Source organism: Marinoscillum luteum (genome assembly GCF_044005705.1).
GTDB lineage: Bacteria > Bacteroidota > Bacteroidia > Cytophagales > Cyclobacteriaceae > Marinoscillum > Marinoscillum luteum.
Genome location: NZ_JBIPKE010000020.1, coordinates 844417 through 870057 on the forward strand (window position 1 = coordinate 844417; position 25641 = coordinate 870057).

Consider the following 25641-nt stretch of genomic DNA (forward strand, 5'->3'; position numbering starts at 1 on the left):
AATAAAAACTTTTTCCGTTCTGTCATTGTCATGAATTTAACCTAATGCAAGAGCTCCTTAATTCACTCGAAGTAGAATTAGAAAAACTGATTAATGACAAGCTATATACCAGCTTCAAATCGGAGATCAGAAATGAACATTCAGACTTTGAAAGTCTGCAAAAATCCATTTTTCAAACCTACGAAAACAGTGCCGGGAAGCTAAGCAAGGCAGAACTCAAAGCGGAGATTCTCTCTTTGATCTCTCAATCCTGGAATGCCTCCGACGGGCAGCCTTTCAGCGAGTTTTCGGCGGGCTATTATGAAGCCGTGCAGGCATGCCTTCAGTCAATACCGGAGACACTGGAAATACCACAGGAAAAAGACCGATTCACCGCACTCAAAACAGACTCGTTCCTGCTAAAGTTGGCCAAAGGTGCTAAATCTATTGCTTTTGGCGCTTCTAAGATGCCTGTCCGCACGGCCAATCTCTTTAGGAAAAAGAAACAGCCTATCAGCTACTGGAATCACAAGATTCCACTTAGGGCGATTGGGGAATATTACCTTTTGGGCGAGTATATTCAATCTATTTTGGAGGTTCGCGCCAGGTATTATACCCTTTTTTCCAAGGCCTATCAGGAACTGAAAGAATGGGAAGAATCTGCAGATACCGCAGAATTTACACGGCTTGACTTCAGCCACCTCACCAAGTCATTCTCCAAAGTAAGGAAAGACCTGAAAACCGAACTGGTGAACAACCTCCACACCACCATGCAGCAACTGAGAAAAGCTGCCACCACAGTGGATACACTTGAGCACAGCCCAAACCGGTACGAAGAGAAAAACCTCATGGCACACCTCCAATCAGCAGATGGGCTATGGCAAAAAGAGGATGCTGGTTGGCATAACACTTTCGATGCTTTTTTTGAAGAATGGCGCGCTGACCTGGAGGTATTCAGACTGATTAGCCTGGCTGAATCTGACTTTGTCACCTATCAGTCGGCTCAGTCAAACAACCTGAGCGAGGACATTGGGGAGGAGCTGGAATCGATCTTCGACTACATACACTCTGCTGTCGGGGATTTAGAAAAATCGAAAGACGAAGATTTTTCGCTCACGCTGAAAAAATGCACCTATAAAGCTCAAAAAACCCTGGACCAGGAAGTGATCCCATTGCTGGTGGAGAAGCTTAGCAGCAATCAGATTATCAATGCCGTCAACCGGTTTGAGGCTGACCTGAACAGAGCCCTTGAAAATCTCACTACGGAGCGGAAAATAGCTAAGATTCCTACGGACTACCTTTCTCCTATTGCAATTGCAAATATCACAACGATTTCACCCTATGAGCTCATAGCCTTTGAGATTACCCCTGCTTTCAAGTCACAGCTAGATCGAATCAAAGGAGAATTCATCGGCCAGCTGGATGAGAGTGTCACTGTGGCCAGAGATCTGGACCATATGATCACCTTTGGTCTATCTGCAGCTATACAGCAACTTCAGGAACATCCGGCTGCCAAAGAGGATGCTCAGAAAGTGGCAATAGAAAGCCTCCGGCGCTCTGAGGAGAGGGTGCGTGATATACAAACTGCTCTGGCGGACATCATAGACACCACCAATGAACAGCTGAGAATTGCGCTGAATGACTACACAGAATCGCTCCGACAGCTCACAGTCAACGAAAATGTGCGCGAGATCAGAATGCGGGTGATGAAAGCCAAGGCCATCCAGCAAACGGAAGCCTATAAGGCTGAGATGAAAGATTCGGCAAAAGCCTATACTTATCAGGCACTTGCTCATGCCAAGGCATGGCTAAACAAACTTAAGATACTTCAGCATGACCTCAGCCAACGCTTTATACTCACTTCTAAGAAAGAGACGGCCTCCAAAGAGGTTTCTGACTTCCTGTCCGAGTCTCAGGAGGTGATCAACGCTTTGCCCATCATCTACAGAAACCTGTATAGAATAGAGCCACTCACAGATCATGAACTTTTTGTAGGCAGGCAGCAGGAATATGACCAACTGATGGGGGCCTATGCCAACTGGGAAAAAGGAAGAATGGGCTCAGCCGTAATTATCGGTGAAAAATGGAGTGGACTAACCTCATACCTCAATTACATTCAGCATCAGTCGCCTTTCAGGTATGCGGTGAACCGGATCACCTGCGAAACAGAATCCTATGGAACTCAACAACTACTGACTTTCCTGCACGGACTGCTGGAAAATGATACAGCTGAAACTCCGATACAGTGTGTCAGCGCACTGAATGAAGGACCCCGACGAATTATCATTGTGGAAGACATTCAAAACCTCTACCTGAGAAAAGTAGGCGGTTTTGCAAGGCTAAAAGACCTGCTAGAGCTGATCAGCCATACCTCCAAAAACATCTTCTGGATAGCCACAAGTACGTTGTATACCTGGAACTACTTTCAGAAGACCCTCAATGTTCAGGATGTATTCAGCTACCACATCAAACTGCAACCCCCTACCGCGGTGGAGCTGAGTAACATTGTAGCCAAGCGAAATCGCATCAGTGGTTACAAGATTCTATTTGATCCGTCTGAAGATGATCTAAAGTCCAAGAAATTTAAAAATCTAAGCGAAGCAGATCAGCAAGCCACTTTGAAGGGGCGCTTTTTCAAAAAACTGATAGATTTCTCCGAAAGCAATATCAGCATGGCCCTGATGTTCTGGTTGCTCTCTACTAAATCTGTTGACCAAAATGGCATTGTTATCGGTGATTTCAGAAAGCCCGATCTCGGTTTTCTGATGGCTTTTGATATCGGAAAAGTCCTGGCACTACATCAACTGATTCTGCATGACGGGCTCACGCTCAATCAATTTACCATCGTCAATAGGTCTTCTCATCAATCAGCCTTCCTCATGCTATCCATGATGCTCGAAGATGGTATACTGATTTTTAAAAATGACATCTACACGGTGAACCCGCTGGTATATAGAAGCGTCATCAGCCTCCTGAAAGCTAAAAACCTGATCTACTAAAATGAGACTATTTACCTACCTCAGCTTATTATTCTTCGCACTTTGCCTGGCAACTTCGGCATATGCACAAGACAGTCTGGCAGTGGATACTGGTGACACGTCTACCCTGATGATTCAAGTGGAGAATGCCGCTGCCAAAACCAATGTAAGGGACGAAGCACCCAATCTGTCCGAAATTTTCTCCATGGCCAAAATTTTCTGGGCACTGGTATTTCTGCTTTCAGGCTACATAGGCATTAGAGTTATCTCCAAAATACTGGAAATACTTGCGGAGCGAAGCACACAGTATCGGATTACCCTGAAAGGGTTGATTCCGGTGGTACGTATTCTTGGCTGGATTTTCGTGCTGTTCATTATTGTAGCCGGGATTTTTCAGCCTCCTGCAGCTACCATCCTGGCACTATCCGCCTCTGTGGGTGTTGCCGTGGGTTTTGCCTCTCAGGATATTCTCAAAAACATCTTTGGCGGAGTAATGATCCTTTTTGACAGACCTTTTCAGGTAGGAGACAAAATTGAGGTAGGCTCCTACTATGGTGAGGTGACTCAGATAGGGCTTCGTTCCACTCGCGTGGTTACACCGGATGATTCGCTGGTCTCTATTCCCAATAGTGAGATTATGAACGGGTCGGTATCCAACTCCAATGCCGGAGAAGCCAACTGTCAGGTAGTGGCTGAAATTTACCTTCCCATCAGCATAGATACAGTGCGTGTGAGGGAAATCGCCACTCAGGCCGCTCAGGTAAGTAAATATATCTACCTTGCCAAGCCCATAGCCGTACTCTTCTTCAATGAAGTAAAAGACCGAAAGTCCTATTTAAAAATGAGACTAAAGGCCTATGTAATGGACATCCGCAGTGAATTTGCCTTCAAAAGTGAAATGACGGAGATCGTCATCAAGGCACTCATTGATGATCAGTTGATCAACGACCAGGACTTTAACTAAAATGCAATACATTCTAGACTTTCTTCAGGGTACTACCGGCAGCAAACTCATTCAGGTGGCCATTGTATTGGCCATAGTCTTTTTCATGGTGAAAATGCTGCAAAAAGGACTTAATAAGTACATCAAGAATAGTACTACGTGATATCAGGCCAGAAAGGTAGTGTCCTTTACAGGCTACATCCTGGCACTGCTCGCGCTGATGCTCATCTACAACTATAAGTTCTCAAACCTTACCCTGGCCCTGGGGGTAGCAGGAGCAGGCATTGCTTTTGCCCTGCAGGAGGTGATTGTGAGCATGGCCGGATTTCTGGCGATTCTTTTTGGTAATTTCTATAAAATTGGGGACCGGGTAAAACTCGGTGGCATCAAAGGGGATGTAGTGGACATTGGCATACTGAGAACCACACTCATGGAGATAGGAGACTGGGTAAATGGCGACTTATACAATGGTAAAATGGTTCGTGTGGCCAACAGTTTTATTTTCAAAGAACCTGTTTTCAACTACTCCGGAGACTTTCCTTTCCTCTGGGACGAAATCACCATCCCACTCAAGCACAGTAGCGACCATCAACTAGCCCGACAGCTCATGCTGGACATCACTACCAACCTTGTGAAAGAATTCACTTTGGAAACCAAGACCCAATGGAATAAACTCACCGACCAACTCTATGTGGAAAATGCCCAAATAGACCCTATGGTTACCATGGCCTTTGATGAAAACTGGATCACTTTTACCATCCGCTATGTGGTGGATTTTAAGCGACGTAGAATCACAAAAGATCAGCTCTACACACGAATTCTGGAGACTGTTAATCTTCACCAGGACAAGCTCTTCATAGCCTCCGCAGCTTTTGAAGTGACTCATATGAATGAACCAGCTAAGCAGTAGACTTTGTCCATCACCCTTTCTGACCTTTGATAGAAATCTGTATTTCCACGTGCAGGGCATTGGTTAAATTACCTGAAATCAACAATCCCGAATGGAATGACATACAAAACAATGAACATCACCAAAGCACTTTTTGCTTTGGTTGCGCTGGCGGCTATTAGTTGCCAGGGCACCAAGGAGACCCAGGCCCCAGTCTCTGACAATGTGCTTTTACAACCATGGACTGGTCCATATGGCGGCCTGCCTGCTTTTGATCGAATGAGCCTGACCGATCTGAAACCAGCGCTGGAGCAGGGTATGGAGGCCAATCTGGCTGAAATAGAGGCCATCGCCAACAACCCCGAAGCACCTACTTTTGAGAATACCATTGTGGCCATGGAGCGATCAGGCAATGACCTGGGCCGGGTGTATTCTTACTACGGCATCTGGAGTAGCAATGTCTCATCTCCGGAGTTTAGAGAAATACAGGCAGAAATGGCCCCTAAGCTCTCCGAGTTTAACTCTAAGATCACCCAAAACGAAAAGCTTTTCGCCAGGATCAAGGCCGTATATGAAGCTTCACAAAAGGATCCTCTTCCTGCTGATCAGCAGCGTGTAGTAGACCTTACTTACACCAGTTTTGCTATGAATGGTGCCGAGCTGGATGAAGCCTCAAAGGCACGCTATGCTGCCATCAACAAAGAACTTTCCTCCCTTCACACCAGCTTTTCAAACAACATCCTGGCCGATGAGGAAGGATACGTCACCTATCTCTCTGCTGACCAGCTGAGTGGATTGCCAGAGTCATTTGTAAAGGCTGCAGCCAAAGCCGCAACAGACAGAGGCAAAGATGGAATGTACGCGGTGACCAATACGCGATCCTCCATGGATCCATTCCTCACCTACTCTGATGAGCGGGAGCTGCGTGAAAAAGTATGGAACATCTACTACTCCCGTGGAGACAACGGAGACGAGCATGATAACAACAAGCTTATAACAGAAATCCTCAAACTTCGAAACGAGCGTGTAGGACTCCTTGGCTTTGATAACTACGCCCAATGGAGACTGCAGGACCGCATGGCTAAAACCCCTGAGAATGCCATGGCAATGATGGAAGCCGTATGGCCAGCCGCCATTGCCCGAGTAGCAGAAGAGGTGGCTGATATGCAGTCAGTAGCTGATGCCAACGGAGACCAGGTGACCATTGAGCCATGGGACTATCGCTACTATGCAGAAAAAGTGAGGAAGAAAAAATACGATTTGGACTCCGACGAGGTAAAACAATACCTGCAACTGGACAAGCTTCGTGAAGCCATGTTTTTCGTAGCGGGTGAGTTATTCAATTTTCAGTTTACCCCCATCGACTCGGGAGTAGTGCCTGTGTTCCATGCAGACGTGAAAGTTTGGGAAGTGGCTGATAAAACCTCTGGTAAACTCATTGGGCTTTGGTACCTCGATCCTTTTGCAAGGCAAGGCAAACGCTCAGGTGCCTGGGCGACCACATATCGCAGTTATGATTCTTTTGATGGCGAGAAAACTGTGCTCGCCTCTAATAACTCTAACTTCATCAAGCCTGCTCCGGGCGAGCCGGTGCTGGTATCGTGGGATGATGCTGAGACCTTCTTTCATGAATTCGGGCATGCGCTACACTTCCTTTCTTCCAATGTGAAGTACCCCACACTCAACAGTGGTGTGCGTGACTACACCGAGTTTCAGTCTCAGCTCCTGGAAAGGTGGCTGGCCACTGACGAGGTGATCAACAATTACCTGGTGCATTACAAAACAGGAGCACCTATCCCTCAGGAGCTGGTGGCTAAAATCAAAAAGGCTTCCACCTTCAACCAGGGATTTGGCACCACGGAATACCTGGCGTCAGCGCTCATGGACATGTACTACCACACCACTGACCCTACCAACCTGGATCCGGACACATTTGAAAGGGAAACGTTGGCGAAGCTGAAAATGCCAAAGGAGCTGGTGATGCGCCATCGCTCTCCGCACTTCGGCCATGTCTTCTCTGGTGAGGGCTATGCCACGGCCTATTATGGATATATGTGGGCAGATGTGCTCACCGCAGATGCCGGCGAAGCTTTCCAGGAGGCTCCGGGTGGGTTTTATGACAAAGATCTGGCAGGTAAACTGGTGAAATACCTCTTTGCTCCACGCAACTCTATGGACCCGGCAGAGGCCTACCGGCTATTCAGAGGCAGGGATGCAGACATCAAAGCGCTGATGCGTGACCGGGGATTTCCGGTAACGGATATGTAAAATAAGAAAGGCCCTTGCGGGCCTTTTTTTATACTTTTAGAACAGTATCAAAACCACCGTTTTATTCTCATGTAAAGCGCCATGATCATAGCCACTCCCACCATGGCACCAATTGTCAGAGGATAGCCCCACTGAGAGTTGAGCTCCGGCATATACCGAAAGTTCATTCCATAAACACCCGCTAAAAAAGTGAGGGGGATAAAAATAGCTGACACTACGGTGAGGGTTTTCATCACCCGGTTCATCTCACTGTTTTGATTGGATCGGTGCAAGTCCATCAGGTCTTTCAGCATCTCCCGTGAAGTCTCAAACGAGGTAATCAGATAAAGCAGGTGGTCAGCCACATCCTGAAAGTAATTGATGGAGCTCTTCTGAATAAAATGATCCGCTTCCACCCGCATCTCATTGAGCGCATCGCGCATCGGCACGGTGTACTTCCTCAGAATATTAATGTCTTTTTTAATTTCAATCACCTGCTGCATGACGTCATAGGAAGGGTCTGCAAGTGATCGGGCTTCCAGTTGCTCTATCCTGGTTCGGAGGGTTTCCATGATTTGCAGATAATGATCCACCACGGCATCCAGAATATGATAAAACAGGTAATCTTCTTTACACTTTCTAATCAAACCTTTGGACAGCTGGATACGCTTACGCAACTCATTGAAAGCATCCCCTGGGAGGCCTTCCTGGAAGGTGATCACCAGGCTTTTGCACATCACCACACTCAGGTGCTCCTCCATGATCTGATCCTCGTCTGCATCGAAACTGAGCATCTTGGTGCTGAAAAACAGATGATCATCGAAGAGTTCAAACTTGGGCAGTTGGTCAGTGTTGAGGATGTCTTCGGCAATGAGGTGGTGGATATTAAAGAGCCCTGCCGTATCATCCACATACGTCTGGCTGGTAATCTCCACATCAATCCAGTTGATAAAATCTTCCTTCACCAGAGTAGCCGCCTCCGAAGGGCTCAGGTTCTCCTTTGTGAGATACCCGGGATCATTATATTGGATGAGCGTGAGCAAGGTGATCTATTATTTTCAAGAAAGAAACTACCCTCGCATGACCAGGTAGGCCAGGTAGGCTGCATAAGTCAGCACGAAGATCGTTCCCATAACTCTGCCAATACTGGCTTTCCTCCCAATCACAATGGCCACAATGAGTAGAGTACTCGATGCAATCACCATCAGTATATCGGAGTTCGAGACCACATCAAATGGCAAAGGACGAATGACGGAACTTAGTCCCAGGATCCATAGGATGTTGAAGATATTGGATCCTACCACATTACCAACTGCCATATCTGACTGCCCTTTTTTGGCGGCCACCGCAGAAGTTACCAGCTCAGGAAGGGAAGTACCAACGGCCACCACGGTCAGACCAATGAAAGTTTCAGACAACCCAAAAAACAGGGCAATTTCGAAGGCTCCATCCACTACCCATTTTCCGCCTAAAAACAACGCCAGCGAGCCTATAACAATATAAGCTATGGAGCGACCCTTCGGGAGGGTGCTAATGGTCTCCACAGAAGCGGCTTCTTCCTGAATGCTCTGCTTGGACTTGGACACTACATAAATATAGGTCATGAAAAGAGCGAAGAAAAACAAGAGAATGGAACCATCGTAACGACTCAGTGTGAGCCCCTTCACATCTACAAACAAATTGGCATTCGCCAAAAAGCCAACCATCACAGTAGCAAACAAAGAAATGGGAACTTCAGTAAAATAGATACTCTTCTGAATAGTTAAAGGCCGGATCATAGCCGCCACCCCCAGGATGAGGAGTACGTTGGCAATGTTGCTCCCAAGAATATTTCCAATGGCCAGCTCAGAGCTCCCGTCAAAGCTGGCGAGCAGGTTAACGATAAGCTCAGGCATACTGGTACCGAATGACACAATGGTCAGCCCGATGACCAACTCCGGAATATTGTTTCTTTTGGCCAGAGACGAGGCCCCTTCCACCAGAAAATCTGCACCTTTAATAAGCAGCACAAAACCGATCAAAAACAAGAAGTAAATCATAAATCTCCGAAGTGTTAAGTCAATCGTTAAAACCGCTAAAAATAAGAATTTACTTTGATTCTATTGACTTTTTTTTTCAGACGTAAGGTTACTTCGGATCAAGCAATATTTATGTGGGGTATGACTATAAAGATATTTTGTAAAGCTGAATTAATCCACTTTGAATTCAGAAAAGGAGGGCGGGGCATCCAAGGCAAGTGTGAATCATTTTGACTCCAAAAAAGTCCCTAAAAAAAGCCCAAACATGATGAGTCAAAATGATTTTTTGCGTTGGTGCCTTTTCTTTTGCTTCGTTTTCTTTGGGCAAGCAAAGAAAATGAAGGGTAAGTAGCCAATCATTTGGATTGAGGTATAAAGTATTAGATCACCTCAACATCTATCTTTTAATATCATCTCCCCACAGCATTTCCATTTGATTCATTATTCCTACTCTAACAAATCTGGAGATATCAGTCCTCCAAAATATGCCTGACCCGGCCTACTTCTCCCGTGGTGAGTTGTACTTTGATGCCATGCGGGTGATTGGGTGAATTGGTAAGGATTCGCTTCAGCTCGCCGGTACGCTGGTGGTGCTTCTGCACGATCTCTACCTCCTGTCCCACTTTCACATGGCTTCTGATGGTTCCGTCTGACATCCTGTGGTTATTTTGACACCAAGCTAATAAAAAATGTGCTTTCCCGTGAAGATAGGAATACCTACCGGATCTGAATCCCTCGCGTGGTGAATGAAATCCCCTGCTGACCGGACGTAGAGATCATCACCGCTTCAAACAATGGCTCGGGGGTGCCTGGATTGATCATCCATTCAAAAATAAAATTACCTCCTGTCCCACCTTCGTTATCCACTTCCTGTATGACTATTTCTACCGTCTCCAGTGGCAAAATGAAAATGGGTTGATCAAAATAGGTTCGGATCAGTTTGCCCTCGGTACCGAAAAACTGAGCCCTGGACACATAGATTGTATCTTCGATGCTCACATTTCGGAGACTCACGGTAGCCGTAAGATCATGTCTTCGGTGTTCGGAGCGGCTATAGATTTGTGAGTAAACAGAGAGGTATGTTACCCCTTTCTGAAGGGAATCTGAGGTCGTCAGGTTGGCGGATCTCTTGTTCCAGTTGACAGGTGTCACCTCATCAGACCCTACTGTCTTTTCCTGACAGGACATCAAGGCCACAAAAACTAACAACACTGGAGAGATCTTTTTCATATCACACCTGATTAATTCTGACAAGGATTTCATCGACGATGGCATCCACGGGGTTTGCTACATTGTAAAACCACCCATACTTGGGCTTCTCAAAGATATCAAACTGAGAGCCAAGAATTCTTTCATCAAAGAAATGCCCCTTTCGTTCTCGAATTCTCCGCAGAATAAGGTTTCTATCTCCCTCTAAGATAATCCATTGTACGTGGTGTGTGGGAATGGGGGTCAATATATTGCGATAAAACTCTTTGAGGGCTGAGCAAGCCAGCACACACCCACCCTCCTGGTCCCATCGGACCATATTCAGTGATATTTTTCTGAGCCAGGAGATGCGATCCTTATCAGACAAAGGAATACCGGAAGCCATTTTCTCAATATTTTCCGGTACGTGAAAATCATCCGCATCATAAAAGGGAACACCCAGTTTGGATGCCAGTAACGTACCGACAGTGGTCTTTCCGCTTCCTGCCACTCCTCCAATAATATAAATCATCCCTTTACTGCTTTTGGAAGTGAATGGATCCCACTTCTACCTACTAAGATGACCAAACCGACCCTAAAGCCAAAACATCAACGCTCCTTTTCATACACCCCAGGGCCAGAGAGTCGGTTCTGAGATCAATTACTTAGAAAGTCGCTTGGCCAGTGCCACGGCCTGGCTTACACTCGCCTGCAAAGCCGCATAGTCCTTATTCTGAAGGATTTCCTTAGTGATGAGCTGTGAGCCCATGCCTACACAATGCACTCCTGCTTCAAACCACTTGCTCAGGTTTTCTTCAGTTGGCTCTACCCCACCAGTCGGCATTATGCTACACCATGGAAATGGCCCTTTTACACCCTTCACAAAAGATGGACCTCCTACCTGAGAACCAGGGAAGATTTTCACCACTTCAGAGCCAAGCTCCTCGGCATATGAAATCTCCGTCACAGACCCGCAGCCTGGAGACCAGGAGATTTTCCTGCGATTACAAACCTTCGCCATTTCAGGGTTCAACACCGGTGACACAATGAAGTTGGCACCTAACTGGATATACAATGAAGTGGTTCCTGCCTCTACAATAGAGCCCACACCAAGAATCATTTCAGGAGTTTCTTTCTCCGCGTACTTATTCAACGCTGCGAAAACCTCATGGGCATAATCTCCCCTATTGGTGAACTCAAATACTCGTACGCCACCTTCGTAGCAGGCCTTCAGGACTTCCTTGCACACCTCCACGTCTTTGTGGTAAAAAACCGGCACTATCCCGGTTTCCTTCATCTTTAATGCTACTTCTATTCTTGTAAATCTTGCCATTATTGCCAATTTAAAATTTTATTGAAATCGTATTCTTCGGGATGATCCAGCAAAGCTCCAGCCGCTGCATAATCCTTTTCGGTAATGAAATGCATATTCTGTAAACAGAGCTTCGCGATCTGTGAATCCATGTCCACAAGCCGTGGAGGGATCTTTCCATTGGCGTCCTCAAACTCTGAAAGGTACATCGGTGAAATATCTCCCTTGGAGTTGGCCGTGACGATGCATCCGGAAATGCCCTCATCGTACAGTTTTTTCACCCCTATGCCCAACAAAGTACACAACGTGAGGTCATACCCGATCGGCCTGCAACACCTCAGCTCATAGCCAATCTCTACAGGTCGGCTTTTTATACTGATGCCAAGCTTTTTAAGCTTTTCCTGCACCAACACGTTGAAAATATTGGATTTACTCACATTGCCCAGCTCAGGATGACCATGATCATCATAGGTGAAGAGTATGCCGCAATTCTTGAGTTCTTCCACATCGATGATGTGAAAAACCCCCTCGCTCACCAGGGCCACGCCATATTGGATGTCAAGAATTCTTCTCTTCACCATGGACGAAATGATCAGGTTAATGATCTTATCCTGCGTGGGCTTGGTCTTGTTAAACATCTCAGGGATGATCATCATAGGAAAATGACACCCCGTGGCGATCCCAAAAGCCAGGTGACCGGCTGACCGGCCCATGGTAGACATCACAAACCAGTTGTGACTCGTGCGGGCATCTTCATAGACGGTATTGCCAATTTTTACCCCCTCATCTTTGGCAGAATGAAACCCGAAAGTAGGATTTCGATCCGGCAGGGGGAGGTCGTTATCTATGGTTTTGGGCACGTGGATATTCTTGACATCCAGGTTGTTTTTTGCCAGAAATTTAGAAATCCGATTGGCCGTGCTGGCCGTATCATCTCCACCGATGGTGACCAGGAGTTTCACATTGTTCTTGACAAAGAAATCCACCGTAAACTCATCATCTTTGGGCTTATGCCTGCTCATGATCAAAGTGGATCCACCCCGACTGAAAATTCTGTCGGCATGCTCAAAATCAAATTCCTTAATCTGTGGAGACTCAGCGAACAATCCCTTGTATCCTTCCTGCACACCCAGCACTCTGTATCCATCGTTCAAAAAGACTTTGGCGACGGTGCTAATGACCGTATTGATGCCAGGGGCCGGACCTCCACCGCAGATGATTGCTACTGATTTTTCCATAGAATTAAAATTTTGGGCCGGCCCAGGCTCTTTTTATACAACCAATATATTATACTTCAAGGACCGACCCAGTTTCTTATTAGCGCGCTACCCTTCCGGAAGCATCTCCGCCCATCAATTTCTCTACTTCAGAAACTGTCACCAGGTTAGCATCACCTTTGATCGTGTGCTTCAGGCAAGATGCCGCTACAGCAAAGTCAAGTGCGTTTTGATCGTCTTCAGGGTACTTCAGCAGTCCGTAGATCAATCCACCCATGAATGAATCACCACCACCTACTCTATCCACGATATCTGTGATTTGGTATTGACGGGTTTCCAACATTTTGGTGCCATCATAAAGCACTCCAGCCCATGTATTGTGAGAAGCCGAGATAGAACCACGAAGCGTGGTGATCACTTTCTTGGCTTTAGGGAACTTCTTCATCATTTGCTGACATACCGACAGAAAAGCTTCTGCTTTCACATTGTGACCTTCCGTTTGCACACTGACGCCTTCTGGTTTGATGTGGAAATGCATTTCAGCATCTTCTTCATTACCCAAAATCACATCACAGTAAGAGGTCAGCTCGGTCATGATCTCTTCTCGCTTAGCTCCATCGCAATACTGCCACAATTTTGCTCTATAGTTCAAGTCCGTAGAAATGGTAACACCCATTTCGCTGGCCACTTTCACGGCCTCCAGACATGCATCAGCAGAACTCTGAGAAATAGCTGGCGTGATACCCGTCCAATGAAACCATTCTACCCCATCAAAAACCTTTTTCCAATCCACCATTCCTGGCTGGATAGTGGACATAGAAGAATGCGCCCTGTCATACACCACCTTGCTCCCGCGAGAGACAGCACCAGTCTCCAAAAAGTAGATACCCAATCGCTCTCCACCCCACACGATCTTGTCCACATTCACCCCACGCTTACGCATTTCCATCATGGCACACTCGCCAATGTCGTTCTTTGGAAGTCTGGTTACAAAATCCACAGGAACACCAAAATTGGCCAGTGATACTGCAACGTTAGATTCTCCTCCACCATAAACCACATCGAATGAGTTGGCTTGTGAGAAACGCAAAAAACCCTCTGGGGCAAGACGAAGCATGATCTCGCCAAATGTTACTACTTTTTTCATGTCTTTATACTTTTAAGAATGTTCGTGTTCGTACACGGTGTTTGGTAAAAAATAACCCCCAATCAAGGAGGATATTGTATCGTGTACGATAACGATTCATACAAATGTAATATATTGCATCTGATTTCAAAAAAATATGACCTATTTTCACAAAAATATTCCATGGCAAGAATCACCATTAAGGAAATAGCGAAAAAGGCCGGGGTTTCGGCGGGTACGGTAGACCGTGTGTTGCACAACAGGGGTGAGGTGGCTGAAGCCACCCGGGATCTGGTACTCAAAATAGCCAAAGAAGGAAACTACTCTACCAACGTGTTTGCCAGAAACCTGAAACTCAACAAGGTTTATAACCTGGCCGTGATTTTGCCAAAAGACAATGAATACTGGAAGAATCAAAGCGAAGGTATAGAGGAGGCTGCTGAGGAGTATGCCTCTCTGGGAATGCAGCTGAGCTTCTATACCTTTGACCGGCAAGACAAGGATTCGTTTCTTACCCAATCAAATATCGCGCTGAACAGCTCACCAGATGGGGTGATACTCGCTCCCCTGCTTCAGCGAGAGGCCACCCAGATTTGTGAGTCACTTCAGCAGGCCGATATTCCATTCATCTTTGTGGACTCCAATCTGGACAACATCAAGCCTCTGGCATTCATAGGACAAGACTCCAGACAAAGTGGTTTTTTGGCGGCCAAACTCCTTAATCTCGGGTATGCCTCGGGCCAAAAAGCGATTGTGATCAAATACACTGATTTTGACAGTCTGAATAAAACGCTGGATGAGCGAATAGAGGGATTTAAGAAATACTACAAGCAGGAAAATTTCAGCCCGGAGCTCATTCATGAAATAACACTCGAAAAGGACTTTGTCGGTCTGCCTCCGGGGATAGAGTCGCTACTGGGTAATCAGGAACCTATCCATTTTTTCGTACCCAATTCGCGGGTGCACCAAATCGCAAAAAGTGCTGAAAACGTTATTCCGAGACATTTGAGTCGGATCATAGGCTATGACTTAGTCCGCGAAAACATCGTCTACCTCAACAAAGGGCTCATTGATTTTGTCATATATCAAAACCCGAAAGTGCAGGGTAACCTGGCCGTGCAGGCATTTTATAAGCACCTGATCCTCAAAACTGAAGTGCCACCCACGCACTACATGCAGCTGGACATCATCACCAAAGAGAACCTGATGTATGGGAAATAACCATTCAAAATACGCCCTGATCTTTTGCAGGGTGGATGATCTCACCTCCTAACCGAGCTGATCCACAATGGCCAAAACACCAATAAAAGAATAAGTAGCAGTGAAAACCTGAGTATTTCGCATGATTAATCAATACCCCCGCTAAAAACACGGCCTGTCGTTTTCACGTCAGGCCTTTTATTTAGTCCCATATCAGGTTAAATTTAGGCATCACCCAACCTAAACCAACAGCCTTGAGCAGTTCCATCACCCTTAAAGACACAAGTGGTCATACATTTTTTTCCTGTATCCCCATTCACGAAAGGGGGATCATTAAATGCACCTGGACTGGCAATCTTATGGAGATTACACCCGCCAAAGAGGCAGCCCTGAGCATAGTGCGGCAGCTGGAAGAAACCGGGTACACCAAAGTGATCGATGATAACCGGCTCGGATCAGGCCCCTGGCCCGATTTCATGGATTGGCTTAGAACGGACTGGATCAATGCCCTACTCAAAACCAACCTCAAATCCTATGCGCATGTGGTATCAACAGACACCAGCGCCAAACAACCTGCCTACGAAATATTCAATCAAACCATTAAAAACGTGGATTTTGTCACATTCGGCAGCTATGACATGGCCCTCAACTGGCTCGAGGAAAATTAGAAGTGTTTCCACCCCTGAGCTGTGAGGGCGATCGTATTGCCAGATCTGGTAACCAGCGCCTTTCCCTTATCAGCAGACTGCATGTACCCAATGGTGTGAATCTCCGCATGATTCTTCACCTTTTCAAAGTCTGCCTGTGTGATGGTAAACAGCAACTCGTAATCCTCACCGCCATTGAGGGCGCAGGTATTAGGGTCGAGCCCAAATTCGGCAGCCGTCTCATAGGTTTCCTTATCTATTGGGATCTTATCCTCATATAGAGCCGCTCCCAGACCAGATGCCTTGCATAAATGAAAAACCTCTGATGCAAGACCATCCGACACATCAATCATAGACGTGGGAACAATGCCCAAAGCCCCGAACTCATGAATCACATCCATGCGCGCTATGGGTCGCAGCTGCTTGCCCACCACAAATGGATAACCATCCAGCTTGGGCTGCATGTTTGGGTTAGCCAAAAACTCCTGTTTCTCACGCTCCAACACCTGAAGACCTACATAAGCCCCTCCCAGGTCCCCGGTCACGCAGAGAATTTCGCTTTCTTTAGCTCCTGAGCGATAAGCCACCTTGTCCTTCTCCACAGTACCCATGGCAGTCACCGAAATCACCAGCCCGGAGCGCGAAGTAGTAGTATCTCCACCCACCAAATCAACATTGTAATCCTCACATGCCGCCCTTATCCCTTCGTATAGCACCTCCACGGCTTCCACCGAGAATCGATTGCTCAGACCCAGGCTCACGGTAATCTGCTTGGGTGTACCATTCATAGCAGCTATATCCGAAACATTCACAGACACTGCCTTGTAGCCCAGATGCTGCAGGGGTATATAACTCAAATCAAAATGAACACCTTCCAAAAGCATGTCAGAGGAAAGTAGCACGAAATGATCTCCTGCATCATACACCGCAGCATCATCCCCTATACCTTTTACAGTAGTGTCATGATATATTTTTACTCCTTCTGAAAGCTTATCAATCAGGCCAAACTCACCCAACGCTCCTATTTCTGTTCTTTTTTCCTCGCTCATTTTCTTGTTTGATTTTCCTTTTTTAGGCCTTTACTTCCTGACACAACTCTACCAGGACGCCATTGGTGCTTTTGGGATGTAAAAAACACACCAGCTTATTATCTGCACCTTTTTTGGGTGCTTTGTTAATCAATTCAAACCCTTCGGATTCCAGTCGCTCCATTTCTGCCAGAATATCATCCACCTCAAAGGCGATGTGATGAATGCCCTCCCCCTTCCTATCAATATATTTGGCAATGGCACTTTCCGGAGCCCCAGCCTGAAGCAATTCCACCTTATTGGGGCCAATCCCAAAGAATGAAGTGGTCACATGCTCAGAATCTACCACCTCCTCCTTGTAAGAGGGGGTTCCAAAAAGCTTCTGAAAAAGCGCATTGGCTTTGTCTAAATCCTTTACTGCGATACCAATGTGCTCTATTCTAACCATGATGTGTCGATTATGTATTAATTTCGCAAAAATGAGGAAACTTTTCCTGTATTTGAAAGGTTCCTTGAGTTGTTGTATTTTTATGTAAAGTCAACATAATATGGAATTTAGGACAGACGTCCATGTAGAGGCTGCTCGCATTCAAAATGAAATTAAGAATTTTCTGGGTCTGAAAAGCAGTGACCTTGTATTTGAATTTGCCAGCAGTGAAGGTAAGGTAAAACTGGATCTGATCACCATCAACCCAAGGCATAACCAGTCTTTTCTATTCAAAACCATCACTGGTTTTGACAAGACAGATGCTTTGAACAAGATGCTGGATTATGTGAAAACGCATAAAGAGAAGGAAAGCTCCTATACCATCCAGTGGACCACTAAGGGGATGAATGAACTTCAGACCTCCTATTTCAGAGCAAAAAATATCTATGATGCCATGGACAAACTGTACTATGGCCGGGATATGAACAACATCACAGTGTTTAGTGTAGTACTCAACCCAATAGCTTGACTATGATCAATGTAACCGATAAAGCAAAAGAGAGGCTCGCAGAGCTAAGAATAGAAGAAGGACACTCACCAGCGCATAACGTGCGTGTGGCAGTCAAAGGTGGCGGTTGCTCCGGTTTGATGTATGACTTACTTTTTGACAATACACTTACTGAAAGCGACGAAGTTTTTGAGGACAAAGGAGTAAAGGTGATTGTGGACAAAAAAAGTATGCTCTATTTACTGGGCACCACGCTGGATTTCTCTGATGGACTGAACGGCAAAGGATTTCAGTTTATCAACCCGAATGCCTCACGTACCTGTGGCTGCGGTGAGAGCTTCGCGGTTTAGCACCATACCATCACCCAACAGAAAATTGTAAAACCACTCTGATTACACAGGGTGGTTTTTTTTATAGCTCCTCTCTGAAGCAAGTCCTTGCTCCACCCTACTCACAGATCAAACCACAGAGCGCATCGAGTCATCCAACGAATATTAACCCCTTGGGTACTCACATGTTGGCAATTTCGCGGTAGAACAACACCAAACCATGAGACACCTAATTTTAATCAACATGATGTTTCTTGCCCTCCTCTCCTGTGAAAACAACCAAAATCTAGTTGGCAACGAGAATGAAAAAGAAACTTCCACACAATCCGCATCTAGAGTACGCAACTATGTGGAATCAGACACTGGCTACAACAACAGACCCGGACGTAAGAAAATCGCCTCGGAAGGAGCCTCCGACATCTACAAGAGTAGACTACAGAAATAAAATATCTGCCCTAAAGAGGTGAATAGAGAAAACAAAAAAGGCTTCACACTAGTGATAAACCGTTAATTTCAAGAAAAATCGTTAGTTACATTCACTTTCTCTCATATAATAATTTTTTAAAAAATTAGCAATATTTTAATATTCCCCGTAAATTGTGTGCACTAAACCAACAAATCAACCTTTTTATCATGAAAAACAAAATTTACCTAGCACTCATTTCTCTGGCTTTTTTCGCCTGTGGCGGAGCCGGAACTTCTCAATCTGAAAGTACTGCAGCAGACACTGTAGAAGTATCAGAACCTATCGCTGTTGTGGAAGAAGTAGTAGAAGCAGCAGACTCTCTTGCGATGGAAGTATCTGATTCTGTAGAAGTAGTAACTGAAACAGTAGCAGAGTAATCACATTGAAAGTACAAAAAGTAAAAAGCCCGGAAATTCCGGGCTTTTTTTTGGTTTAGCAAACGCTATATAGAGGATTCAAACATGCACACTCATAAGTGCAGCCCGCACTCGGTTTTTTCTTTACCTTCCCACCTTCCTGCTCTTCCTACTCCTTTTTTGGTACACTGCACACAGCCGATAGACCCAAACCCCTTGTATAAAAGCGGATGAGCGGGAAGCTCATATATGGTACGGTAGAGATTCAGGTCCTCCTGACTCATATCAATGATGGGATGAAACTTCAGTAAACCCTGGGACTCTTCAAAAATTCTCTTTCCCGCTCGATTCTCATTTTGGAAACCCAATAAACCTGACACCCATACTTTCTTACCCTTCTTCAAAGCATTCAATGGCTCTACCTTATTGATAAAACAGCAAAAGTCCGGATTGCCCTCCCAAACTTTATGATTGCTCGTAAACTCATGGGAGCGCTCCCTGGGCTGAACATCCACCACATTCAGATCAAACTCATTGATGAGCTGATCGCGATACTGAATGGTTTCCTTAAAAAGGTACCCTGTATTGATCAGGTGAACCGGGTGGCGTGGAGCCACCTTGCTAATCATGTGAATGAGCGCTATGGAGGTGCTCCCAAAGGAGGTGGTCACCAGGATCTCCTCTGGCTCAAACTCACCAAAGAGCATTTTCAATCGATCCAGATAAGTAAGATTGCCGTATCGGTCATTAAGTTCCAAAAGTCTCGAATCGGATTCCATATTTTTACTTTCCTTTCTTTGTGAGGACTGAAGTGATCTCATTGAGGCGCTCTACCTTCTCATTAAAATCTCCCTTCAGGTCATCTCGTATTGTTTTCAGCTGGTTCAGTAATTCAGGTGTGCTGTCTGGCAAAATATCCTCCAACACTTCTCTGAATCGCTTGGCGAAAGTGGGTGACTTCCCGTTTGTACTAATCCCAATTTTCAGGTCCCCCTTTTTCACAGTAGACCCCAGGTAAAAGTCGCAAAGGTCAGGGGTGTCGGCAACATTTGTCAGCAACCTTAACTTTTTGGCCTTTTTCTTCAGTTTCTCATGAAGCGAATAATCATCAGTAGCGAGTATCAAAAGGTCAGCACCTTTCAGGTCACCACCCCTGACTTTACGATTTAATATTTCTATAAACTCCGATCCATCAGCGAGCTCTTGCAAGGCCGGAAGGATCAATGGAGCAATAATTCTTATTCGAGCTTTAGGATCATTCTTCAGCAATGCTTCTACTTTTTCCAGGCCCACATTTCCTCCACCCACCACCACGGTCTGTATCTGGTTGAGCTTTAGAAAAACCGGAAATAACACATTACCCTCAGAAATACCTACTTCATTCATGCTACCTCGGATTTAGCTGCTTCCCACCAGGTATTCACCTGCTGCTGGTTGCTAGCCTGGGCAGCCCCTTCTCCAAAAATCAAAAGTGCTGGTGCCTCAGGTTTCGCTTTGGCTGCTATGGCCGCTATATCTTTTGCCTTCCCTTTGATGACATCTCCATCAGCGTGAGAACCCTTGCTAATAATGGCTGCGGGTAAGTCACCCCGTCCGAACTCCACATATGCCCTCGCAATCAGGTCTATTTTACCTAATCCCATAAAAAATAAAGTGGTAGGTGAATGCTCAGCAGCTCTGAGTACATCCTCGCTGAGCGTACCCTCACTGGTAGTAGCAGTCACCACCGTAAAGCTTTGATTGACCCCACGGCAAGTCAGTGGTATCCCAAAATAGCCCGGCAGCATCACACTACTGATACCCAGCACCACGTCCACCTCTATTCCATGCCTCTCAGCAATCGCTTTTTCTTCACACCCGCGTGCAAAAACAAACGGATCTCCACCCTTGAGACGCACCACATGGCCCATCTCTTTGGCATATTGCACAATCAGGTGATTGATCGTATCCTGCGACACACTAGACTTGCCTGCCCTTTTGCCCACAGGTATGTGCACCGCATCTGGCGCATAGCTCAAAAGCTCAGGATCCACCAGCGCATCATACAGGACTACATCAGCTTTTTGTAGAGCCTTCACACCTTTCACAGTGATCAGCTCAGGATCTCCGGGACCAGCGCCCACGAGCGTAAGTTTTGGTGTTTTCGTCATCACTTATGCTTTATAAAATTCGTTTACTACCAACTTGTCTTTAGCCTCTTTGCTTCGGAAATTATTGACCTGGGCAAAGAAATCATTGGCCTGACCAAGATATGCGGCTGCAAAAGCTTCGTCGGGCTCGTACTTATTAATCTGGAGTACTAACTCAGAGAAGGATTCGATCCCTTCAAACTCACCTGTCTCGACACAATGTTTCTGGAAGTCTTCTATGATACCAATGTGGGTATTGCACTGCACATCTTTGCTGAGCAAAATAGCCTTGGCTCCAATGACAAACGTATTGTAACTGTAGTAGATAGCATCCGCCCACTTGCCCTCTGCCAGGGTTCTTTTACCACTAGCCAAGCGATCGCCGGCATCATTGAGGATGGTACCCACCAAATCCATCATAACTCCTGCGCACTCTCCCACGCCAATTTCCGGCACAAAATCATCTACTTTGCCCCAATCCTGATAATCTTCATCACGAAGCGTTTTCACATCGGCAATGTGTTTCAGGATATCATAGAAGTATCGTTTTCCCCTTCTTCTAAAGTAAGCGTTGAAATACTCCTCCTCAGTGGCATTTTCCTCATAGTCATTGAGCAAAGTCCTCACCGTATCCGGAATTCGCTTGGTAGGTATTTTGATAACCTTCTCTGCAATATTCCCTTTTCCATCTGGATCAAGCCCTCCGCCTATCACCACCTGCATGGCTGGAGATACCTTGTCACCGTTCTTGATGCTACTGCCATGGAAGCCAATATTGGCCACCATATGCTGGCCACAAGAGTTCATACATCCGCTTATTTTTATTTTAATCAAAGTTTCATCCACCAGGTGGGGAAACTCATCACGGATCAAATCTTCCAAAACAAGGGCCAGTGCAGTACTATTGGTCACCCCAAGGTTACAGGTGTCTGTACCCGGGCAGGCTGTCACATCCGCGAGGGTATCAAAGCCCGGAGCTGCATAATCCAACTCCTGCAAGGCCTGGTACACCGCGGGGATATTCTCCAGACGGATGTATTTGAGTAGCAACCCCTGGTTGAGGGTAAACCGAATGTCTTCAGCAGCATATGTTCGAGCTATGTCAGCCAGTTTTCTTGCCTTTGGTGATTTGATGTCTCCAAGAGGTATTCTCACTTTCACGGCGTAGAATCCTTCCTGCTTCTGCTCAAACACGTTGGTGAGAAACCATTCCTTATAAGCAGTATTGGGCTCAAAATCACCCACTCCCAAGATCGACTGATCCTCAGGCACTTTGGTGATCACCTTTTTGGTGTTGATCTTGTAGGTCTGATGCTTCAGAGATTTGCGCTCTTCTTCTATCAGTTTCATGAACCCTTCAAGACCGATCCCCTTGTTAGGCTCTATCAGATACTTCAGTCTCGCTTTGTGTCTTCGCTCCCGCTCTCCGTACCGATCAAACACCCGAAGGCCTGCTTCTATAAAAGGAATCAGTTCATCCTGAGGTAGGAAATCATAAGCCAACTGCCCCATAAATGACTGAGCACCAAGCCCACCACCTACAATCACTTCAAATCCGTAGGCGCCATTCTTGATCTTAGGAATAAACCCAAAATCATGGATATAAGTGAATGCCGCATCCGACTTAGAGGATGAAAAAGCAATTTTCACCTTTCTCCCCATTTCCTGACAAATGGGGTTTCTGAGGAAGTACTCAAATACCCCCTGAGCGTAGGGAGATACATCAAACGGCTCCTCGGGATCAATACCCGCATATGGAGAAGCCGTCACGTTGCGAACGGTATTACCACAAGCCTCCTTGGTGGTCACCCCTACGGACTCCAGAGCCTCCCACATTTCCGGTGTATCCTGCAGCCTCACAAAATGAAGTTGGATATTTTGTCTGGTAGTGAGGTGAAGGTTACCATTCGTATATTTTTCTGAAAGATTGGCCACCGTCTCCAGCTGATCCGGGGTGATTTTCCCAAACGGCAGCTTCAAACGAAACATCTGCACGCCTTGCTGACGCTGCCCATAAACTCCTCTGGCCAGACGAAAAGACTTGAAACGCTCCTCAGGTATTCTGCCAAGATTAAAATCCTGGATTTTATCCTTGAGCTCTTTGATGTCGGCTTTGGCCTCTTTGCTGATGTCTTTTGTGATCATTTTTTTGTTTTTTCTATAAAAAAAGCCCCTGAATGAAGTCTCCCGGGGCTTTAGTTACACAATGAAAATATTTTATTTATTTCTGGTGCTTCCCGGGATGTCATGTACAAATGCAGCATATGCAACACACGCATGCGCAGCAACAACATGACATTAGAAAGAATAAAGGGTTACAATTGAACTTAAAAGGCATTACGATAAAAGTTGTTGGATAAAAAGGTGCTGTATTTCAGTAAGGGATAGGGATCACTTACAACAACAGCAACAACAACTCATCGAATGTCTCGAGAGGTCAATTGACTTAAAAAAGAAGGTTGTTTGTAAATTCATGGTCAATTAATTCATATTTATTCCGGCAACCGCCAGAAACAGGAATTAGCACCTTAAACATTGCTTTCAGGTTGCTAGCGCTTCACAGAGCCCGTCTCTCCACGCTTCTTTATAAATCAATTATACGCTAATTGATGTGGCAAAGGTGAGTCACAAAACTGAGACTTCAAAACTTCCGAATCAAAATAACGATAACTTGTATTGAAAAATTCAATTTTTCAAAATTTTACGCTCTTATTTCCAATTTTCGCAAATGAACCACTGGCATTTCCAGCATTTCACTTCCTACGTTAATAAGCGCGCACCTCGGAGCCTTTCATAAAATTCATAAAGGCCTTATTCACCACCCGATTTCCCCCAGGCGTAGGATAATCACCCGTAAAGTACCAATCGCCAATATGGTTAGGGCATGCCTTGTGTAGGTTTTCTACCGTTTGATAGACCACTTCCAGTTCAGCTTTCATGCCTTTAGGTCGGACAATATTCGTAATCATGGCTGAAACTTCATCGTAAGTGAAAGGAGCATACAGTTCCTTCACAAAGTTGGGCTGATTTTTATCTCCCGTGCTGGCCAGACATTTTTCATATACCTCGTCCAACAGATACTCCTTATCATGCTTCTGAAGCAAGGCAAGCACCGCCCTGAAGGCCACAAAATCCTTCATCTTACTCATATCTATCCCATAGCAGTCCGGGAATCGTATCTGAGGAGCAGATGATACAATCACCACTTTTTTAGGCTCCAGCCTATCCAGCAGTGTCAGAATACTTTTCTCCAAAGTGGTACCCCTCACGATAGAATCATCGATTACCACGAGTGTATCTTTTCGCTTGTTGATCACCTCATAAGTGGTGTCATATACGTGCGCCACCAGATCGTCTCTGTGCGCATCATCGGTAATGAAAGTTCGAAGTTTGGCATCCTTCAACACTAACTTCTCCACCCTTGGGCGAAAAGAAAGTAACTCTTCCAGTGAATCCGCACTGGGCTTCTGATCGAGTATAATATCCTTTCTCTGGGCAATGAGGTAATTATCAATACCTCTGAGGAGGCCCAAAAAGGAGGTTTCCGCTGTATTGGGGATGTACGAGAAAACCGCATTTTTCAGGTCAAAATTGACCGATTTGAGGACGCTCGGGATAAGTAGTTCTCCCAATTTCCGGCGCTCATTGTAGATATCAGGATCGGTACCTCTGGAAAAATAAATCCGCTCAAAAGAACAGGACTTTTTCACCCTTGGCTCAATAAACTTCACCTCCCTGTAGCTACCATCTTTCTCAATGATCAGTGCATGACCCGGTGGTATTTCACGGATCTCATTGTAATTACATTCGAAGGTGGTTTTGATGGCTGGCTTCTCTGAAGCCACTACCACCACATCATCATCGGCATAGTAGTAGGCTGGTCGTATGCCATTGGGATCGCGCGCTACGAATGCTGCGCCATACCCCAGCATCCCCGTCATGGTGTATCCACCATCAAAGTCGCGGCAGGACTTTTCAAGAATACGCTGCAGATCGAGTTCCTGCTCTATGATGTCCGTGATTTCAATATTGGTTTTAGTCCCCCTGTATTTATTGAAAACTGCCTGATTGGCTTCATCCAAAAAGTGGCCAATTTTCTCCATCACGGTAACGGTATCCACCATTTCCTTAGGGTGCTGCCCCAAAGAGACCAGCTTGTCAAAAAGCTCGTCCACGTTAGTCATGTTGAAGTTGCCGGCCATCACCAGGTTTCGACTTCTCCAGTTATTTTGTCTTAAAAAAGGATGGCAGCTTTCGATCCCGTTCTTTCCATGTGTACCATACCTCAGGTGACCCAGCCATACTTCACCGGTGAAAGCATAATTATCTTTCATCCATTGAGCATCGTAGAAGCTGTCGCCTCCTTCCTTCTTTGCTTTATTATATTTTCTGCTGATTTTGCCGAATATGTCCTCGATCGGCTGCTGATTGGTGGTGCGGTATCTGCTGATGTATCTGGTGCCGGGCGGCATATCCAGTTTGATGTTGGCTACTCCTACGCCATCCTGCCCCCTATTGTGCTGCTTTTGCATGAGCAGGTACATCTTTTTTGCTGCAAACGCCGGAGATCCGTATTTATCAATGTAATACTGGAGGGGCTTTCTGAGGCGAAGTACAGCTACTCCACATTCGTGTTTGATAGGGTCGCTCATGG

Annotated in this window: 26 protein-coding genes and 1 riboswitch; of the genes, 11 read left to right on the forward strand and 15 right to left on the reverse strand. The window is 45.8% G+C overall.

What is annotated here, in order from left to right; all coding sequences use genetic code 11:
• The first annotated feature begins 44 nt into the window (after window positions 1-44).
• From ACHKAR_RS21180 to ACHKAR_RS21200, 5 genes are all read left to right on the forward strand, one after another.
• Entirely contained in the window at window positions 45-2978 is a 2934-nt protein-coding gene (locus tag ACHKAR_RS21180; RefSeq protein ID WP_395419453.1) for a hypothetical protein, read from the forward strand.
• 1 nt (window position 2979) lies between these two features.
• Window positions 2980-3921, forward strand: a complete 942-nt coding sequence (locus ACHKAR_RS21185) for a mechanosensitive ion channel family protein (protein WP_395419454.1) — start codon at window positions 2980-2982, stop codon at window positions 3919-3921.
• A 1-nt stretch (window position 3922) separates the two neighbouring features.
• Complete coding sequence (locus tag ACHKAR_RS21190) at window positions 3923-4063, forward strand: hypothetical protein (RefSeq protein ID WP_395419455.1); 141 nt, start codon at window positions 3923-3925, stop codon at window positions 4061-4063.
• 18 nt (window positions 4064-4081) lie between these two features.
• The gene (locus ACHKAR_RS21195; RefSeq protein ID WP_395419457.1) at window positions 4082-4810 is read left to right on the forward strand and encodes a mechanosensitive ion channel family protein; all 729 of its coding nucleotides are present in this window, start codon (window positions 4082-4084) and stop codon (window positions 4808-4810) included.
• Between the two features lie 96 nt (window positions 4811-4906).
• Window positions 4907-7057 (forward strand): M3 family metallopeptidase, encoded by a 2151-nt coding sequence (locus ACHKAR_RS21200; protein ID WP_395419458.1) that lies wholly within the window; start codon window positions 4907-4909, stop codon window positions 7055-7057.
• 47 nt (window positions 7058-7104) lie between these two features.
• On the opposite strand, the gene corA is transcribed toward ACHKAR_RS21200, so the two are convergent.
• The 8 genes from corA to ACHKAR_RS21240 form a co-directional block, all read right to left on the reverse strand.
• The gene (gene corA / locus ACHKAR_RS21205; protein WP_395419460.1) at window positions 7105-8079 is read right to left on the reverse strand and encodes a magnesium/cobalt transporter CorA; all 975 of its coding nucleotides are present in this window, start codon (window positions 8077-8079) and stop codon (window positions 7105-7107) included.
• A gap of 27 nt (window positions 8080-8106) precedes the next feature.
• On the reverse strand, window positions 8107-9075 hold the full coding sequence (locus ACHKAR_RS21210) for a calcium/sodium antiporter (protein WP_395419462.1): 969 nt from the start codon (window positions 9073-9075) through the stop codon (window positions 8107-8109).
• Window positions 9076-9524: 449 nt separating this feature from the next.
• Entirely contained in the window at window positions 9525-9710 is a 186-nt protein-coding gene (locus ACHKAR_RS21215; protein ID WP_395419463.1) for a YwbE family protein, read from the reverse strand.
• Window positions 9711-9771: 61 nt separating this feature from the next.
• Window positions 9772-10284 (reverse strand): DUF3124 domain-containing protein, encoded by a 513-nt coding sequence (locus ACHKAR_RS21220; protein WP_159582143.1) that lies wholly within the window; start codon window positions 10282-10284, stop codon window positions 9772-9774.
• A 1-nt stretch (window position 10285) separates the two neighbouring features.
• A complete protein-coding gene (locus ACHKAR_RS21225; RefSeq protein WP_159582144.1) occupies window positions 10286-10774 on the reverse strand; it encodes a gluconokinase in 489 nt (162 codons plus the stop codon).
• Between the two features lie 129 nt (window positions 10775-10903).
• Window positions 10904-11575 carry a bifunctional 4-hydroxy-2-oxoglutarate aldolase/2-dehydro-3-deoxy-phosphogluconate aldolase gene (locus ACHKAR_RS21230; protein ID WP_159582145.1) on the reverse strand — a complete coding sequence of 224 codons (672 nt, stop codon included), beginning with the start codon at window positions 11573-11575 and terminating at the stop codon, window positions 10904-10906.
• Window positions 11575-12792, reverse strand: a complete 1218-nt coding sequence (locus ACHKAR_RS21235) for a 6-phosphofructokinase (protein ID WP_395419464.1) — start codon at window positions 12790-12792, stop codon at window positions 11575-11577. The genes ACHKAR_RS21230 and ACHKAR_RS21235 overlap by 1 nt, the downstream gene beginning before the upstream one ends.
• A gap of 79 nt (window positions 12793-12871) precedes the next feature.
• Window positions 12872-13918: a sugar kinase gene (locus ACHKAR_RS21240; RefSeq protein WP_159582147.1), complete on the reverse strand. Its 1047-nt coding sequence runs from the start codon at window positions 13916-13918 to the stop codon at window positions 12872-12874.
• 162 nt (window positions 13919-14080) lie between these two features.
• On the opposite strand from ACHKAR_RS21240, the gene ACHKAR_RS21245 reads away from it, so the two are divergent.
• Both ACHKAR_RS21245 and ACHKAR_RS21250 read left to right on the forward strand, forming a co-directional pair.
• Window positions 14081-15118: a LacI family DNA-binding transcriptional regulator gene (locus ACHKAR_RS21245; protein WP_395419466.1), complete on the forward strand. Its 1038-nt coding sequence runs from the start codon at window positions 14081-14083 to the stop codon at window positions 15116-15118.
• A 233-nt stretch (window positions 15119-15351) separates the two neighbouring features.
• Entirely contained in the window at window positions 15352-15765 is a 414-nt protein-coding gene (locus tag ACHKAR_RS21250; RefSeq protein ID WP_395419467.1) for a hypothetical protein, read from the forward strand.
• Here the strand turns inward: ACHKAR_RS21250 and thiL are convergent.
• Together thiL and mce are read right to left on the reverse strand one after the other, a co-directional pair.
• Window positions 15762-16793 carry a thiamine-phosphate kinase gene (gene thiL, locus ACHKAR_RS21255; protein WP_395419469.1) on the reverse strand — a complete coding sequence of 344 codons (1032 nt, stop codon included), beginning with the start codon at window positions 16791-16793 and terminating at the stop codon, window positions 15762-15764. The genes ACHKAR_RS21250 and thiL overlap by 4 nt on opposite strands.
• Window positions 16794-16815: 22 nt before the next feature.
• Entirely contained in the window at window positions 16816-17220 is a 405-nt protein-coding gene (gene mce / locus ACHKAR_RS21260) for a methylmalonyl-CoA epimerase (protein WP_395419470.1), read from the reverse strand.
• 100 nt (window positions 17221-17320) lie between these two features.
• Here mce and ACHKAR_RS21265 point away from each other — a divergent pair, with 100 nt between their 5' ends.
• The 4 genes from ACHKAR_RS21265 to ACHKAR_RS21280 all read left to right on the forward strand — a co-directional run bounded on the left by ACHKAR_RS21265 (window position 17321) and on the right by ACHKAR_RS21280 (window position 18879).
• Window positions 17321-17728, forward strand: a complete 408-nt coding sequence (locus ACHKAR_RS21265) for a hypothetical protein (protein ID WP_159582152.1) — start codon at window positions 17321-17323, stop codon at window positions 17726-17728.
• A gap of 2 nt (window positions 17729-17730) precedes the next feature.
• Window positions 17731-18057, forward strand: a complete 327-nt coding sequence (locus ACHKAR_RS21270) for a HesB/IscA family protein (RefSeq protein ID WP_159582153.1) — start codon at window positions 17731-17733, stop codon at window positions 18055-18057.
• Between the two features lie 199 nt (window positions 18058-18256).
• Entirely contained in the window at window positions 18257-18481 is a 225-nt protein-coding gene (locus ACHKAR_RS21275) for a hypothetical protein (protein WP_395419471.1), read from the forward strand.
• A gap of 188 nt (window positions 18482-18669) precedes the next feature.
• On the forward strand, window positions 18670-18879 hold the full coding sequence (locus tag ACHKAR_RS21280; RefSeq protein ID WP_159582155.1) for a hypothetical protein: 210 nt from the start codon (window positions 18670-18672) through the stop codon (window positions 18877-18879).
• Between the two features lie 92 nt (window positions 18880-18971).
• Here ACHKAR_RS21280 and ACHKAR_RS21285 read toward each other — a convergent pair whose 3' ends face one another.
• The 5 genes from ACHKAR_RS21285 to ACHKAR_RS21305 form a co-directional block, all read right to left on the reverse strand.
• Window positions 18972-19637 (reverse strand): phosphoadenylyl-sulfate reductase, encoded by a 666-nt coding sequence (locus ACHKAR_RS21285; RefSeq protein WP_255465301.1) that lies wholly within the window; start codon window positions 19635-19637, stop codon window positions 18972-18974.
• 4 nt (window positions 19638-19641) lie between these two features.
• Complete coding sequence (locus ACHKAR_RS21290) at window positions 19642-20244, reverse strand: precorrin-2 dehydrogenase/sirohydrochlorin ferrochelatase family protein (RefSeq protein ID WP_395419472.1); 603 nt, start codon at window positions 20242-20244, stop codon at window positions 19642-19644.
• Complete coding sequence (gene cobA, locus ACHKAR_RS21295; RefSeq protein WP_159582158.1) at window positions 20241-21008, reverse strand: uroporphyrinogen-III C-methyltransferase; 768 nt, start codon at window positions 21006-21008, stop codon at window positions 20241-20243. The genes ACHKAR_RS21290 and cobA overlap by 4 nt, the downstream gene beginning before the upstream one ends.
• Before the next feature lie 3 nt (window positions 21009-21011).
• Window positions 21012-23132 (reverse strand): nitrite reductase, encoded by a 2121-nt coding sequence (locus ACHKAR_RS21300; protein ID WP_395419473.1) that lies wholly within the window; start codon window positions 23130-23132, stop codon window positions 21012-21014.
• A 338-nt stretch (window positions 23133-23470) separates the two neighbouring features.
• Window positions 23471-23580, reverse strand: a riboswitch (SAM riboswitch).
• A 172-nt stretch (window positions 23581-23752) separates the two neighbouring features.
• Complete coding sequence (locus ACHKAR_RS21305; protein WP_395419474.1) at window positions 23753-25639, reverse strand: amidophosphoribosyltransferase; 1887 nt, start codon at window positions 25637-25639, stop codon at window positions 23753-23755.
• Window positions 25640-25641: the final 2 nt, after the last annotated feature.

Bases quoted from the DNA above. Each gene is read 5' to 3' on its own strand.
- ACHKAR_RS21180 (WP_395419453.1), top strand. From the start codon at position 45: ATGCAAGAGCTCCTTAATTCACTCGAAGTAGAATTAGAAAAACTGATT.
- ACHKAR_RS21185 (WP_395419454.1), top strand. From the start codon at position 2,980: ATGAGACTATTTACCTACCTCAGCTTATTATTCTTCGCACTTTGCCTG.
- ACHKAR_RS21190 (WP_395419455.1), top strand. From the start codon at position 3,923: ATGCAATACATTCTAGACTTTCTTCAGGGTACTACCGGCAGCAAACTC.
- ACHKAR_RS21200 (WP_395419458.1), top strand. From the start codon at position 4,907: ATGACATACAAAACAATGAACATCACCAAAGCACTTTTTGCTTTGGTT.
- ACHKAR_RS21210 (WP_395419462.1), bottom strand. From the start codon at position 9,075: ATGATTTACTTCTTGTTTTTGATCGGTTTTGTGCTGCTTATTAAAGGT.
- ACHKAR_RS21215 (WP_395419463.1), bottom strand. From the start codon at position 9,710: ATGTCAGACGGAACCATCAGAAGCCATGTGAAAGTGGGACAGGAGGTA.
- ACHKAR_RS21220 (WP_159582143.1), bottom strand. From the start codon at position 10,284: ATGAAAAAGATCTCTCCAGTGTTGTTAGTTTTTGTGGCCTTGATGTCC.
- ACHKAR_RS21225 (WP_159582144.1), bottom strand. From the start codon at position 10,774: ATGATTTATATTATTGGAGGAGTGGCAGGAAGCGGAAAGACCACTGTC.
- ACHKAR_RS21230 (WP_159582145.1), bottom strand. From the start codon at position 11,575: ATGGCAAGATTTACAAGAATAGAAGTAGCATTAAAGATGAAGGAAACC.
- ACHKAR_RS21235 (WP_395419464.1), bottom strand. From the start codon at position 12,792: ATGGAAAAATCAGTAGCAATCATCTGCGGTGGAGGTCCGGCCCCTGGC.
- ACHKAR_RS21240 (WP_159582147.1), bottom strand. From the start codon at position 13,918: ATGAAAAAAGTAGTAACATTTGGCGAGATCATGCTTCGTCTTGCCCCA.
- ACHKAR_RS21245 (WP_395419466.1), top strand. From the start codon at position 14,081: ATGGCAAGAATCACCATTAAGGAAATAGCGAAAAAGGCCGGGGTTTCG.
- thiL (WP_395419469.1), bottom strand. From the start codon at position 16,793: ATGAGCGAGGAAAAAAGAACAGAAATAGGAGCGTTGGGTGAGTTTGGC.
- mce (WP_395419470.1), bottom strand. From the start codon at position 17,220: ATGGTTAGAATAGAGCACATTGGTATCGCAGTAAAGGATTTAGACAAA.
- ACHKAR_RS21265 (WP_159582152.1), top strand. From the start codon at position 17,321: ATGGAATTTAGGACAGACGTCCATGTAGAGGCTGCTCGCATTCAAAAT.
- ACHKAR_RS21270 (WP_159582153.1), top strand. From the start codon at position 17,731: ATGATCAATGTAACCGATAAAGCAAAAGAGAGGCTCGCAGAGCTAAGA.
- ACHKAR_RS21275 (WP_395419471.1), top strand. From the start codon at position 18,257: ATGAGACACCTAATTTTAATCAACATGATGTTTCTTGCCCTCCTCTCC.
- ACHKAR_RS21280 (WP_159582155.1), top strand. From the start codon at position 18,670: ATGAAAAACAAAATTTACCTAGCACTCATTTCTCTGGCTTTTTTCGCC.
- ACHKAR_RS21285 (WP_255465301.1), bottom strand. From the start codon at position 19,637: ATGGAATCCGATTCGAGACTTTTGGAACTTAATGACCGATACGGCAAT.
- ACHKAR_RS21290 (WP_395419472.1), bottom strand. From the start codon at position 20,244: ATGAATGAAGTAGGTATTTCTGAGGGTAATGTGTTATTTCCGGTTTTT.
- cobA (WP_159582158.1), bottom strand. From the start codon at position 21,008: ATGACGAAAACACCAAAACTTACGCTCGTGGGCGCTGGTCCCGGAGAT.
- ACHKAR_RS21300 (WP_395419473.1), bottom strand. From the start codon at position 23,132: ATGATCACAAAAGACATCAGCAAAGAGGCCAAAGCCGACATCAAAGAG.
- ACHKAR_RS21305 (WP_395419474.1), bottom strand. From the start codon at position 25,639: ATGAGCGACCCTATCAAACACGAATGTGGAGTAGCTGTACTTCGCCTC.